The organism is Kitasatospora sp. NPDC006697 (genome assembly GCF_042869935.1).
GTDB lineage: Bacteria > Actinomycetota > Actinomycetes > Streptomycetales > Streptomycetaceae > Kitasatospora.
The window spans coordinates 74,892-87,212 of the sequence record NZ_JBIAGU010000010.1 but is presented as its reverse complement, the minus strand read 5'-3'; the positions used below and the strand labels follow the sequence as shown (position 1 = coordinate 87,212).

The 12,321-nt window shown below is 76.5% G+C and carries 12 protein-coding genes; 9 read left to right on the top strand and 3 right to left on the bottom strand.

Annotated features, from left to right (window positions below; all coding sequences use genetic code 11):
• Window positions 1–91 precede the first annotated feature (91 nt).
• From ACFYNO_RS16080 to ACFYNO_RS16065, 4 genes are read left to right on the top strand one after another with little or no spacing between them, the layout of a single operon-like run.
• Window positions 92–1,435: an MFS transporter gene (locus ACFYNO_RS16080; RefSeq protein ID WP_388011920.1), complete on the top strand. Its 1,344-nt coding sequence runs from the start codon at window positions 92–94 to the stop codon at window positions 1,433–1,435.
• 26 nt (window positions 1,436–1,461) lie between these two features.
• On the top strand, window positions 1,462–2,037 hold the full coding sequence (locus tag ACFYNO_RS16075; protein ID WP_388011616.1) for a hypothetical protein: 576 nt from the start codon (window positions 1,462–1,464) through the stop codon (window positions 2,035–2,037).
• Window positions 2,034–2,720, top strand: a complete 687-nt coding sequence (locus ACFYNO_RS16070; protein ID WP_388011614.1) for a futalosine hydrolase — start codon at window positions 2,034–2,036, stop codon at window positions 2,718–2,720. The genes ACFYNO_RS16075 and ACFYNO_RS16070 overlap by 4 nt, the downstream gene beginning before the upstream one ends.
• Window positions 2,713–3,564 carry a 1,4-dihydroxy-6-naphthoate synthase gene (locus ACFYNO_RS16065; RefSeq protein WP_388011612.1) on the top strand — a complete coding sequence of 284 codons (852 nt, stop codon included), beginning with the start codon at window positions 2,713–2,715 and terminating at the stop codon, window positions 3,562–3,564. The genes ACFYNO_RS16070 and ACFYNO_RS16065 overlap by 8 nt, the downstream gene beginning before the upstream one ends.
• 124 nt (window positions 3,565–3,688) lie before the next feature.
• Here the strand turns inward: ACFYNO_RS16065 and ACFYNO_RS16060 are convergent, their stop codons facing one another.
• Window positions 3,689–4,072 carry a cold-shock protein gene (locus ACFYNO_RS16060; protein WP_388011610.1) on the bottom strand — a complete coding sequence of 128 codons (384 nt, stop codon included), beginning with the start codon at window positions 4,070–4,072 and terminating at the stop codon, window positions 3,689–3,691.
• A gap of 545 nt (window positions 4,073–4,617) precedes the next feature.
• Here ACFYNO_RS16060 and ACFYNO_RS16055 point away from each other — a divergent pair.
• Window positions 4,618–4,866, top strand: a complete 249-nt coding sequence (locus ACFYNO_RS16055) for a hypothetical protein (protein ID WP_388011608.1) — start codon at window positions 4,618–4,620, stop codon at window positions 4,864–4,866.
• Window positions 4,867–4,888: 22 nt separating this feature from the next.
• Here ACFYNO_RS16055 and ACFYNO_RS16050 read toward each other — a convergent pair whose 3' ends face one another.
• Complete coding sequence (locus ACFYNO_RS16050) at window positions 4,889–5,518, bottom strand: HAD family hydrolase (protein ID WP_388011606.1); 630 nt, start codon at window positions 5,516–5,518, stop codon at window positions 4,889–4,891.
• A 122-nt stretch (window positions 5,519–5,640) separates the two neighbouring features.
• Here ACFYNO_RS16050 and ACFYNO_RS16045 point away from each other — a divergent pair, with 122 nt between their 5' ends.
• A complete protein-coding gene (locus ACFYNO_RS16045; RefSeq protein WP_388011604.1) occupies window positions 5,641–6,513 on the top strand; it encodes a class I SAM-dependent methyltransferase in 873 nt (290 codons plus the stop codon).
• Here the strand turns inward: ACFYNO_RS16045 and ACFYNO_RS16040 are convergent, their stop codons facing one another.
• Window positions 6,514–7,350: a hypothetical protein gene (locus ACFYNO_RS16040; RefSeq protein WP_388011602.1), complete on the bottom strand. Its 837-nt coding sequence runs from the start codon at window positions 7,348–7,350 to the stop codon at window positions 6,514–6,516.
• A gap of 419 nt (window positions 7,351–7,769) precedes the next feature.
• On the opposite strand from ACFYNO_RS16040, the gene ACFYNO_RS16035 reads away from it, so the two are divergent.
• The 3 genes from ACFYNO_RS16035 to ACFYNO_RS16025 all read left to right on the top strand — a co-directional run bounded on the left by ACFYNO_RS16035 (window position 7,770) and on the right by ACFYNO_RS16025 (window position 12,300).
• Window positions 7,770–10,274 (top strand): helicase-associated domain-containing protein, encoded by a 2,505-nt coding sequence (locus tag ACFYNO_RS16035; RefSeq protein WP_388011600.1) that lies wholly within the window; start codon window positions 7,770–7,772, stop codon window positions 10,272–10,274.
• 17 nt (window positions 10,275–10,291) lie between these two features.
• Window positions 10,292–11,020 carry a peptidoglycan editing factor PgeF gene (gene pgeF / locus ACFYNO_RS16030; RefSeq protein ID WP_388011598.1) on the top strand — a complete coding sequence of 243 codons (729 nt, stop codon included), beginning with the start codon at window positions 10,292–10,294 and terminating at the stop codon, window positions 11,018–11,020.
• Between the two features lie 305 nt (window positions 11,021–11,325).
• Complete coding sequence (locus tag ACFYNO_RS16025) at window positions 11,326–12,300, top strand: hypothetical protein (RefSeq protein WP_388011596.1); 975 nt, start codon at window positions 11,326–11,328, stop codon at window positions 12,298–12,300.
• The last annotated feature ends 21 nt before the right edge of the window (window positions 12,301–12,321 follow it).

Below are 12,321 nucleotides of genomic sequence, written 5' to 3'. Positions count from 1 at the left end.
GCCCGCGCCGCCCGGCGAGTCCCCGGAGAGCGCCCCGGTCGACACCGCCCCCCGCCGCTCCCTGCTGGTCCGCGGCGCCTCCGCCGCCGGCCTGGGCACCGGCCGGGTGGTGCACGGCACCGGCCGCCGGATCCGCAAGGCCACCTCGGCGGACGGCGCGGGCGAGTCCGGCCTGGCCAAGCTGATCGAGCTGCACGCGCTGAACTCCTTCGGCGACATGCTGATCACCGTCGCGCTGGCCTCCACCATCTTCTTCTCCGTCCCGACCAGCGAGGCCCGCGGCCGGGTGGCGCTCTACCTGCTGATCACCATGGCCCCGTTCGCCGTGCTGGCCCCGGTGATCGGCCCGCTGCTGGACCGCCTGCCGCACGGCCGCCGGGCCGCGATGGCGATGGCGATGCTGGTCCGGGCCTTCCTCGCCTGGACGATGGCGGGCTCGGTGGTGGGCGGCGGGCTGGCGCTCTACCCGGAGGCGCTGGGCTGCCTGGTCGCCTCCAAGGCCTACGGCGTGGTGCGCAGCGTGGTGGTCCCCCGGCTGAAACCGGCCCGGGTGACGCTGGTGAAGGCCAACTCGCGGGTGACCCTGGCCGGCCTGCTGGCCACCGGGGTGGCCGCCGCGGTGGGCGGCGGGCTGCACCTGATCGGGCCGGCCTGGCCGCTGCGCGGCGCCTTCCTGGTCTTCGTGATCGGCACCCTGATGGCTTTCCACCTGCCGCACAAGGTGGACTCGGCCAAGGGCGAGGAGCGTGCCGTGCTGCACGCCGAGCCGTTCGAGCCCGAGCAGGCCCGGGCCGCGGCGCAGCCCGGGACCGGGGGCCAGGCCCACCGTCCCACGGGCCGGCTGCGCACCGTCGGCCCGGCGGTGATCCTCGGCCTGCGCGCGGTGGCCGCCCTGCGCGGCCTGAACGGCTTCCTCACCCTCTTCCTGGCCTTCCTGCTGCGCGTCGACCCGGTCGGCGGCCTGGCACCGACGGCGGCGCTGGCGGTGCTCGCGGTGGCGGCGGGCGGCGGCAACGCGCTCGGCTCGGTGTTCGGCTCCTGGCTGCGCAGCCGCGGCTCGGAGGCGACCATCACCGCGATGCTGCTGGCCGCCACCGCCGCCTCGGTCGCGGCCGCGGTCTGGTACGGGCTGATCACCGTGGCCGTGGTGGCGGCGGTGGCCGGGATCGCCGCCTCGCTGGCCAAGCTGGCGCTGGACTCGCTGATCCAGCGCGACGTGCCGGAGGCGGTGCGCACCTCGACCTTCGCCCGTTCGGAGACCCTGATGCAGCTCGCCTGGGTGGCGGGCGGCACGGTCGGCATCCTGCTGCCGCTGAACGGCACGCTCGGCCTGTCGATCGCCGCCGGGGTGCTCGGCGTGGCGCTGCTGTGGACGGTGCTGAGCCTGGTCCGACTGGGCGTTCGCGGTGGCGCACCGCACCCCCGCGTAGCGTGAGCGCCGGAGTTGGATAGCCTTCGTCCATGAGCCTCAGCACCCGTGTCATCGCCGCCCTCGGCGCCGTGGTCGTGATCGGCGCCGGCACGCTCGGCGGGTCCATCGCCTACGCCACCGGGCAGAAGGCGCCGACCACCACCAAGGTGACCGTCACCGTCGGCCGCGACTCGCACGCCTTCACGCCGTCCTGCTACAACGACGGCAAGCCGCTGGACGACGCGGCGAACAAGAACTGCAGCGTGATCGCGAACGACCCGACCAAGTTCCCGTCGGTGGCCGTCAAGACCTCCGACCGGATCGGCGTCGGCATCGACCCGGACAGCGCGAACAACGGCTGGCGGGCCTACACCAACGGCGGCGGCGGCCAGGGCAGTGCTCAGATCCAGGCCTACCAGAAGGGCAGCACCTTCTCCGGCCTGACCCCCGCGGTGAGCGTGCTCACCCAGGTCCGCGACACCCAGCTGACCGTCATCGAGTTCGACCCGAAGACGGCGGACCAGCAGAAGCCGGGCATCCTCGCCGTCTGGTTCATCAACCTGAAGAACAACGCGGCGCCGGTCGGTGCCGCCGACGCCTCCGGCGACTCCTCGCAGGGCCAGTGACCCTGCCGCATTCCCCCGACGAGCAGTCGGCCCGCCCGGGCCGGCTGCTCGTCGTCGTCGCGGTGGCCGCCGAGGCCGAGGCGGTGCTGGCCGCCGCGCCCGCCGGCCGGCTGGCCGTGGTGACGGCCGGGGTCGGCCCGGCCGCCGCGGCCGCCGCCACCGCCTTCGCGCTGGCCGCCGAGCCGCACCCGCTGGTGATCTCGGCCGGGATCGCCGGCGGCTTCGCCCCGCTGGCGCCGGTCGGCGCCACCGTGGTGGCCGACCGGATGGTCGCCGCCGACCTGGGCGCGCAGACCCCCGAAGGCTTCCTGGACGTTGCCGAGCTGGGCTTCGGCACCGTCGTGCACACCCCGCCCGCCGCCACCGCCGCCCTGCTGGCCCGGGCCACCGGGGCGGTGCTGGGCCCGGTGCTGACCGTCTCCACCGTCACCGGCAGCGCCGAGCGGGCCGCCGAGCTGACCCGGCGCCATCCGGGCGCGGTGGCCGAGGCGATGGAGGGCTTCGGGGTGGCGGAGGCCGCCGCCCGGCACGGGGTGCCGGTGCTGGAGCTGCGCACCGTCTCCAACCCGGTGGGCCCGCGCGACCGCGCGGCCTGGCGGATCGGCGAGGCGCTGGCCGCGCTCGGCCGGGCCTTCGCCGCCCTCCCGTACGACACCCTGGCCGAGGAGGCCCGACATGGCTGAGCCGCTGCGGATCGCGTACTCGCCCTGCCCCAACGACACCTTCGTCTTCCACGCCTGGGCGCACGGGCGGGTGCCGGGTGCCGAGGCGCCCGAGGTGCTCTTCGCCGACATCGACGTGACCAACGGCCTGGCCGAGCGCGGCGAGCTGGAGCTGCTGAAGGTCAGTTACGGGGCGCTGCCCTGGCTGCTGGACGAGTACGCGCTGCTGCCCTGCGGCGGGGCGCTCGGGCGCGGCTGCGGTCCGCTGGTGCTGACCAGGCCGGAGGACGCGGCCGGCGACCTGACCGGCAAGGTGGTCGCGGTGCCGAGCGAGCGGTCCACCGCCTACCTGCTCTTCCGGCTCTGGGCCGCGAAGGCCGTGCCGGGCGGGCTGGGCCGGATCGTGGTGCTGCCGTTCCACGAGATCATGCCGGCGGTGCGGGACGGCCGGGTGGACGCCGGGCTGGTGATCCACGAGGCGCGGTTCACCTACCAGCAGTACGGGCTGGTCAAGCTCGCCGACATGGGCGAGGCCTGGGAGGCGGAGACCGGCCTGCCGATCCCGCTCGGCGCGATCATCGCCAAGCGCTCGCTGGGCGCGGCCCGGCTGCGCGAACTGGCCGCGGCGATCCGCGCCTCGGTGACGGCGGCCTGGGCCGACCCGGACGCCTCCCGGGAGTACGTGCTGGCGCACGCCCAGGAGATGGACCCGGCGGTGGCGGACCAGCACATCGCGCTCTACGTCAACGAGTTCTCGGCGGAGCTGGGCGAGGAGGGCTACGCGGCGGTGCGCGGGCTGCTGGAACGGGCCGCGGCCGAGGGTCTGGTGCCGGCGGTGGCGCCGGAGGCGCTGGCCTTCCCGTAGTGGTCGGGGCGTGAACGCGGCTGCGCCGGTCCCCCGACAGGGACCGGCGCAGCGGTGCGTCGAGCGGGCGTCAGGCGTCCCAGGCGCATCAGGCGTCTCAGACGCCTCAGACGCCTCAGACGCCTCAGACGTCGAACTGGTCGGCCACCGCGCGCAGCGCCTGGGCCAGCTTCTGCCCGGTCGGCTTGGCCGGGTAGCGGCCGTGCTGCAGCCCGGGCAGCACCGCGTCCAGCATGGTGATCAGGTCCTGCACGATCGGCGCCATGTCATCGGCGCTGCGGCGCTGGGCCGCGGCCACCGACGGGAGCGCATCGAGCAGGGTGACCCCCATCGCCTGCTCGCCGCGGTGCCCCGCGACCACGCCGAACTCGACCCGCTGCCCCGGCTTCAGGGTGCTCACCCCGGCGGGCAGCGCCTTGCTGTGGACGAAGACGTCCTCGCCGTCGTCCCGCGACAGGAAGCCGAAACCCTTCGTCTCGTTGAACCATTTGACCTGGCCGGTGGGCATCTCGAATGTCCTCGGTGTGGTGGGGAGGCATCCCGGCGTCGTCGTCGGGTGCCTGGGGGAAAGGGTTGGACGGGCGGACCGGTCGACCGCCGTGTGCGTGGGCGGGCCCGGTGCGCGGCGGCCGTCAGCGACGGGGCCGACGGACGCTCGGGGGATTCACTCGCACCCGACCCGGGGTTTCCGCTCGGCTCTGGCGCGGCGGGGCGGCCAGGGCACGGCGCGGACCGGCGACGGCCTGCTGGCAGTCGTCATGGCACACCCCCTGGCTGGAAGACGGGATCGGGCGACCCCGTGCGAGACCTGCATACCCTCGTCACAGGGAGTTCGAAACTCCCTGTCCCCGGCGAACCGCACGCAGTGACGGGGCGGGCATACGCGCAGGTGATGGGGGGTCAGTTTAGTCGTTCGGCCCGCCGGAGGCAGGTGAGTTCTTTTCCTTCGCCGACGGGGACGGCGCCGGGGAGCTCCGGGCGGTCGGGTGCCGTCGCGTGCCAGACTGGGGGCTGCGGCCGCCCCGGCCGCAGCCCCCAGCGGAGGAGTCAGCGGTGCAGGAGTCCGGCGAGCGCCTGGTGCGGGTCGGTGGCGTGGTCTTCGTGCTCGGCGCACTGGTCACCATCGCCACCTTCGTGCCGCTCTTCTTCCATCTGACCCCGCTGCCGACCGCGGCCTACTGGGCCTGCATGGCGATGCCGCTCGGCTTCCTGCTGGCGCTGGCCGGGCTGTTCCGCTCGGCCCGCGCGCAGCGCCGCCGGGCCGACGCGGCGGCCCGGGCGGCCGAGGCCGCGACCGGCTGACGCCCTGGGGCCCCGGGGGGGCTCAGGCGGCCGTGGCCGCCAGGTGGCCGTCCAGCCAGGCCGGGAAGCCGGTGAGGTCGGCCAGCACCACGTCCGCCCCCGCCTCGGCCAGCTCCGCCGTGCCGTACGGACCGGTCGCCACGCCCACCGCGAGCGCGCCGGCCGCCCGGGCGCCGCGGATGTCGCCGAGGTGGTCGCCGACGTAGACGCCCGCGCCCAGCTCGCGCAGCGCGGCGCCCTTGGTCTCCGCCCAGAGGTCGCCGACCAGGGCGTCGTAGGCGATCCCGGCGTGCTCCAGGTGCAGCCGGGCGTTCGGCTCGTACTTGCCGGTGATCACCGCCACCCGTCCGCCGGCCCGGCGCACCGCCTCGACCGCCTCCAGCGCACCGGGCAGCAGCAGGGCCGGGGCGACGGCGTGCTCCGGGTAGAGCGCGCGGTAGCGGTCGGCGACGGCGGCGACCTCGTCGGCCGGGAACCAGTTGGCCAGTTCCACCTCCAGCGGCGGACCGAGCCGGGAGACCGCCAGCTCGGCGTCGATGAAGGTGCCGGTCTCGGCGGAGAGCATCCGGTGGGTCGCCAGGATCCCGGGGCGGGTGTCCAGCAGGGTCATGTCGAGGTCGAAGCCGACGGTGAGCGCAGACGAAGCAGACATGGCGCCCAGCCTAGGCGCTCCGCCACGGCGCACCCCCGGGCCCCGGAACGCCCCCGCCGCACCACCCGTGCGCCCGTCGGGCGACCCTTGTGACGGGCGACACACCGGACCACGATGACGCCATGACGAACGCTCAGCTCAGCGGTGAGTCACCCGCCGGCCCGTCGGCCGGGCCCGGACGGCCCCAGTGGACCACCGTGCACGTCTTACCGTCCGCCGCCGAGGAGGCCGGCGCCTCGGCCAACCCGGTCGGCGCCCGGCTCGCCGGACTGGCCGGGCTGCGGCCCGGCGACCGGGTGCTGGACGTGGGGTGCGGCCGGGGTGCCGTGCTCTTCGCCGCGCTCGCCGAGGTCGGGCCGCGCGGCGCGGTGACGGGGGTGGACCCGGTCCCCGGGACGGTCCGGGCCACCGGCGCGACGGCCGCCGGGCGGGGGCTGCGCAACGTCCGGGTCGAGCTGGGCGACGTGCGGGCGCTGGACTTCCCGGACGCCTCCTTCGACGTGGCGCTCTCCTCCGCCGCGCTGGTCGCCACCCCCGACCCGGCGGCCGCACTGGCCTCGCTGCACCGGGTGCTGGCGCCCGGCGGGCGGCTCGGCTTCACCGCCTTCGGCGCCGATTCCCCCGGCTGGGACCGGCCCGGCGCGGCCCTCGGCGCCTTCCTCCCGCCGTGGGCGGCCGGACTGCGACCAGGCGGCGCGGCCCGGCGCAACGCGCTCGGCGGCTCGCCCGAGGAGGCGGCCGAACTGCTGCTGCGGTGCGGCTTCGGCGAGGTGCGCAGCGAGCAGCACGACGCGGTCAGCCACTACCCCGACGCCCACAGCTGGTGGCGCGAGCAGCGCACCGGCGACTGGCGGGCCGCCCTGGAGGCCGTCCCGGCCGAACAGCTGGACCGCGCCCGGACCGCCGCACTCGCCGAACTGGCCCGGCTGGCCGGACCCGACGGCGGCCTCACCAAGCGCACCGCGGTCCGCTACACCACCGCACTGCGCCGCTGATCACTCGACCGGTTGCCTGCGGCGCCGCATCGCCACCACCGTGATGAAGAGCGCCGTGAGCGCCCCCGCGATCCGCAGCACGCCAGGGGCGGCGATCAGCAGCGCGTGGCCGGCCGTGCCGCCCTTGGCCAGCGGGGTGCCCCAGCGGTCCTGGGCCCGGCCCCAGACCCAGAGGCTGGACAGCGTCATGGTGACCAGCGGGATGCCGAAGACGGCGAACTTCTTGGTGAGGTCGCTCAGCGCCTTGGAGAGGTAGGCCAGCGCCCAGCCGATCAACAGCACCAGGACCAGCCCGCTGATCGCACCGCCGACCAGCACCGCCGCGGCGAGCAGCAGCAGCGGCGAGGGCCGACGGCCGGTCAGGAAACCGGGGCGCTCGACGGCCTCCTCGGCCGGGACCTCCTCCTCGTCCGCCTCCGCCTCGGCGGCCCGCTGCTCCGGCAGCGCCCTCGGCCTCCGCTTGACCAGCGGATCGCCGACCTCCTCGGAGTCGTCCTCCGGGTCGAAGTCGATCACCACCGAGTCCCAGCCGGGGAAGGCGGCGGCCGCGGGCGAGCGCCCCGCCGACCAGTCGACCGCGGGCGCCGGCGGCTGGGCCGGGCGGTCCGGGGGGTGCCGCGGCTTCGGGGGCACGGCCGGGACCTGTGGCACGGGTGTCGGGTGTGCTTCGGGCGCGGGGGTGTACACGCTCCCGTCGAAGGGCTCCGCCGGCTCCTCCTGCCAGGGCCCGTCGGTGCGCCACCACTCGGCGCCCGAGAGCCCCCCGGTCAGCGCCGGCCCCTCGCCGCCCGCCGACCCACCGTCCGCGGGCCGTCCGCCCGACTGCTCTCCCGCCATCGCCGCCACCCTGTTCCGCGCTCCAGGCCCCGCCGTCCGCTGACGCTACCGATTGGCGGGCACCCGTGCGAGCCCCGCCAGGGGGCTGCCCGGCGATTCCCGCTGGATCGGAGGGCCTCACGGCCTCACCCCTGCTGAAGGCCCGGGGTGAGGCCGTGAGGCCGTGAGGCCGAGAGCCCGAGAGCCCGAGCAGCCGGAGTGCGCCTCAGCAACGCCGAGGCTCGCCCCCTCCCGGCACCCGCACGCGGCCGAAAGCGCGGGCCTGCCCACCCGCCCGCCAGCCGCCATCGCCTGCGCCGGCCCCTCCCCCGCCGTCCCGCCCCGCCGGGCAGCGACCCCGCCCCCTGATCCCGCGTCACCCGCAGACCGGCCGCGCACGGGCGTCCCACTCGCCGGATCCGACGACTACTCTGGATCGGATGACCACCGAGCCGAACGGACACCACGGCCGGGCCAGGGCCCGCACCCTCGCCGACGAGCTGCGCGCGAGCGGTGACGACCAGCTCGCCACGCTGCTGCGGCTGCGCCCCGATCTGCTCAACCCGGTGCCGACCGACCTGACCCAGCTGTCCGCCCGGCTCTCCGGCCGGGCCTCCGCGCTGCGCGCGCTCGAGCGGCTGGACACCTTCACGCTGCAGGTCGCCGAGGCGCTGGCGGCCGCGCCGGGCGACTCCACCGGCGGCACCCCGGACACGGTGGTCCGCGACCTGCTGGCCGGCCCCGCGCGCGGGGCCAAGCCGCACCCCGACGCCGAGCCCGTGGACCGTGCCGCCGTGCTCGCCGCGCTGCCCGGTGCGCTGGCCGCGCTGCGGGAGCGGGCGCTGCTCTGGGGGCCGGACAGCGGCCTGCACCTGGTGATCGCGGTGCGCGAGGCGCTGGCCCCGACGGCGACCGCGCCGGGCGGCACCGGGCTCGGCCCGACCCTGGCCGAGGCCACCCTGGGCATGTCCCCGGCCCGGTTGCAGCAGCTGCTGCAGGGCGCCGGGCTGCCCGGCACCCCCGACCCGGTGACCGCCGTCGCCGCACTGACCGCCCTGCTGGGCGACCGCAAGCGGTGCGCCGCGCTGCTCGCCGAGGCGCCGCCGGCCGCGCTCGGGGTGCTGGAGAAGCTGGTCTGGGGCCCGCCCACCGGCACCGTGCCGGACGCGGCCCGCCCGGTCACCGCCGAGCAGGCCCGCAGCCCGATCGAGTGGCTGCTGGCCCGCGGCCTGCTGCTGCCCTCCGGCCCCGGCACCGTGGTGCTCCCCCGCGAGCTGGCGCTACACCTGCGCGGCGGCCGCAGCCACAAGGCGGTGCACCCGGGCCCGCCGCCGCTGGTGCCCGCGGCCGAGCGCGATCCACAGGCTGTGGACAACGCGGCGGCCGGCCAGGCGCACACCGCCGTGCGCACCGTCGAGGAGCTGCTCGACCTCTGGGGCCTGCAGCCGCCGCCCGCGCTGCGGGCCGGCGGGCTGGGCGTGCGCGACCTCAAGCGCACCGCGGCCGCTGTGGACTGCCCCGAGCAGCACACCGCCTTCTGGCTGGAACTCGCCTACGGCGCCGGGCTGATCGCCCCGGACGGCGGCGACGCGGGCGAGCTCTGGGCGCCCACCCCGGCCTACGACCTGTGGCTGCAGCAGCCCACCGCCGACCGCTGGACGGTGCTGGCGCGCGCCTGGCTGGCCGCCACCCGGGTGGCCGGGCTGGTCGGCACGCCGGACGGCAAGGGCAAGGCCCGCGCCCCGCTCGGCCCCGAGCTGGACCGGGTGCTCGCCCCCGCCACCCGCCGGGCCGTGCTCAGCCTGCTCGCCGACCTGCCGCCGGGCGCGGTGGCCGGCGCCGAGGGCCTGCTGCCGGTGCAGCGCTGGTACCGCCCGCTGCGCGGCGGCGCGGTCGGCCCGGACGGGCGCGACCTGCGCAGCCAGCTCACCGGCTTCACCCTGGCCGAGGCCGAGCTGCTCGGCGTCACCGGGCGCGGCGCGCTCGGCGCGGCCGGCCGGGCGCTGCTGGCCGGCCAGGACCCGGCGCCGGTGCTCGCGCCGCTGCTGCCCGAGCCGCTGGACCACGTGATCCTGCAGCCCGACCTGACCGCGATCGCACCCGGGCCGCTGCTCACCCCGCTGGCCCAGGCGCTGGCGCTCTGCGCCGAGATCGAGTCCAAGGGCGGCGCGACCGTCTACCGGTTCACCGGCGAATCGATCCGCCGGGCGCTGGACGCCGGCCGCACCGCCGCCGACCTGCACGCCTTCCTGGAGCGGCACTCCCGCACCGGCGTCCCGCAGCCGCTGGCCTACCTGGTGGACGACGTGGCCCGGCGGCACGGCGTGCTGCGGGTCGGCGCCGCCTCCGCCTACCTGCGCTGCGACGACCCGGCGCTGCTCGCCGAGGTGCAGGCCGACCGGCGGGCCGCCGAGCTGCGGCTGCGGATGCTCGCGCCGACCGTGCTGGCCGCCCAGTCGGCCCCGGACACCGTGCTCGCGGTGCTGCGCTCGATGGGCTACGCGCCGGCCGCCGAGTCCGCCGACGGCGATCTGGTGATCACCCGCCCGGACAGCCACCGCACCCCGCCGCGCACCGCGCCCGCCCCGGTCGCCGACGGCCCGGCCGCGCCGGACGAGGTGCTGCTGGCCGCCGCGGTGAAGGCGATCCGGGCCGGCGACCGCGCGGCCACCGCGCAGCGCCGGGAGACCGTGACCGGCCCGGCCGCCGCCCCGCTGCCGCGCACCGCCGCCGCGGACACCCTGGCCGCGCTGCAGACGGCGGTGCTGCTCGGCGAGCGGATGTGGATCGGCTACATCAACGCCGAGGGGCTGGCCACCCAGCGGGTGATCGACCCGGTCAAGGTGGAGGGCGGCTTCGTCACCGCCTTCGACCACCACGCGGAGAAGGTGGCCCGGTTCGCCCTGCACCGGATCACCGGCGTGGCCGAACTCGCGGAGGATTAGGGCCTACTCTCGGTCCCATGGACCCTCAGCTCCTCGCCCCCGGCATCCGCTTCGCCGTCACCGACCGCACCGGCGGGGTCAGCCCGGAGCCGTTCGACAGCCGCAACCTGGGCGGGGCGACCGCGGACGACTACGCCAACGTGCTGCGCAACCGCGAGCTGACGGCCGATCAGCTGGGCCTGGCGGCGGACCGGGTGGTCTGGATGCGCCAGGTGCACAGCGCCGAGGTGCGCCGGGTGGACCGGCCCTGGGGCGCCGACGCCCCGCCGCTGGACGGCGTCTGGACCACCGAGCCCGGGCTGGCGCTGGCCTCGCTCGGCGCGGACTGCGCGGCGGTGCTGCTGGCCGACCCGGTGGCCCGGGTGGTCGGCGCCGCGCACTCGGGGCGGGCCGGGACCACGGCCGGGATCGCCGCGGCACTGGTGGCGGCGATGGCGGCCGGGGCGGGTGCCGAGCCGGGCCGGATGACCGCGCTGATCGGCCCGGCCGCCTGCGGGCGCTGCTACGAGGTGCCCGACGCGATGCGCGCGGAGGTCGCCGCGGAGCTGCCCGAGGCCTGGTCCACCACCTCCTGGGGCACCCCCGCGCTGGACCTGCCGGCCGCGATCGCCGCGCAGCTGACCCGGGCCGGAGTGGCCGAAATTCGACAGGACGGCCGGTGCACGATCGAGAGCCCGGAGCTGTTCTCGCACCGCCGCAGCGATCCGAGCGGGCGGTTCGCGTCGTATGTCTGGCTGGCGGACTGACTCACCGGTAGCTCGAGGCGAACTCGAGGACCCGTGTAACTGACATACTCTCAGGGCACGTTGTGTCAGGTGAACCCTCGTTCGCCGAGCGGCGTCCAGCGCGCCCAGATTGACCGGATCGTCAGGGCGGATTTAAGGCCCCCAAGGGTCGAGATCAAGACATACCCCAACCATTCGAACTTGACCCGCTTTTGACCGTCACGGAACGCTGAGCCGCTTGACCCACGGTCGCCTCCCTCGGCCGTCGGGGTCTCGCTCCCAGTACTCCCGGCCGCTGGGCCGACGCGACGAAGTGTGGTCTCCCGATGCGCATAACCCGCCCTGCCAGAGTCGCCCTGCTGTCCGTCGGCGCGGTCGGCCTCGTCTCCGGTGTCATCACCGCCATCCCGGCCCAGGCCGCGTCCGGCAGCACCTACTCGCCGCCGTTCCACCAGGCCTCGGACCTGCCGATCACGGCGAAGGGCGGCGGCGGGGACTGCCCGGGCATCCCGTCGAGCCAGGACGGCTGGAACTTCGTGCTGCCGGGCAGCTCGACCGACTTCGTCTCGCTGACCGTCACCTTCCAGCCCGGCGGCACCAGGACCATCACCTCGTTCGGCCCGCCGGACGACAAGCACGCCAACGTCGGCTCGGCCCCGGGTGCCCAGCTGACCGGGGCGACCGCCGTGGTCACCGGCGGCTCGGTGAAGTTCTTCAACCTGTCGCACATGTGCCCGGCCACGAGCACGCCGACCCCCACCCCGTCGGCGCCCACCCCGACGCCGACCAAGCCGTCGCCCACCCCGACCACCCCGAAGCCGACGACGCCCGCACCCACCACCCCGGCGCCCACGACTCCGGCTCCGACCACCCCGGCGCCGACCAGCCCCGCGCCGACGACCCCGGCCCCCACCACCCCGGCGCCGACGACCCCGGCTCCGACCACCTCCGCCCCGGAGAGCCCGAAGCCCAGCACCCCGGCGCCCAGCAGCTCCGCGCCGACCACCCCGGCCGCTGAGACCAGTAAGCCCGCGCAGCACACCAGCGCCCCGGCCAGCAGCCCGGCCGCCGTCCAGAGCGTCGCCTCCGCCTCCGCGTCCGCCAGCACGGCCCCGGCCGTCCTCGCCGCCGACAGCGGCTCGGCCACGCCGAGCGCCGCCCCGGTCGCGGGCGCCCCGGCCACCTCGCTCGCCTTCACCGGCACCAACGTGGGCGGCATCGTGCTCGCCGGCCTCTCGGCCCTGCTGATCGGCGGCACCCTGCTGGTCGGCAACCGCAAGCGCGCCCCGCGCCACAGCTGATCCCGCTTGACCCGGTAGTGC

What these genes read in the sequence shown, in the direction of transcription:
- ACFYNO_RS16060 (WP_388011610.1), bottom strand. Translation starts at nt 4,072, where the DNA reads ATGCCCACCGGCCAGGTCAAATGGTTCAACGAGACGAAGGGTTTCGGC.
- ACFYNO_RS16065 (WP_388011612.1), top strand. Translation starts at nt 2,713, where the DNA reads ATGGCTGAGCCGCTGCGGATCGCGTACTCGCCCTGCCCCAACGACACC.
- ACFYNO_RS16075 (WP_388011616.1), top strand. Translation starts at nt 1,462, where the DNA reads ATGAGCCTCAGCACCCGTGTCATCGCCGCCCTCGGCGCCGTGGTCGTG.
- ACFYNO_RS16045 (WP_388011604.1), top strand. Translation starts at nt 5,641, where the DNA reads ATGACGAACGCTCAGCTCAGCGGTGAGTCACCCGCCGGCCCGTCGGCC.
- ACFYNO_RS16040 (WP_388011602.1), bottom strand. Translation starts at nt 7,350, where the DNA reads ATGGCGGGAGAGCAGTCGGGCGGACGGCCCGCGGACGGTGGGTCGGCG.
- ACFYNO_RS16035 (WP_388011600.1), top strand. Translation starts at nt 7,770, where the DNA reads ATGACCACCGAGCCGAACGGACACCACGGCCGGGCCAGGGCCCGCACC.
- pgeF (WP_388011598.1), top strand. Translation starts at nt 10,292, where the DNA reads ATGGACCCTCAGCTCCTCGCCCCCGGCATCCGCTTCGCCGTCACCGAC.
- ACFYNO_RS16025 (WP_388011596.1), top strand. Translation starts at nt 11,326, where the DNA reads ATGCGCATAACCCGCCCTGCCAGAGTCGCCCTGCTGTCCGTCGGCGCG.
- ACFYNO_RS16050 (WP_388011606.1), bottom strand. Translation starts at nt 5,518, where the DNA reads ATGTCTGCTTCGTCTGCGCTCACCGTCGGCTTCGACCTCGACATGACC.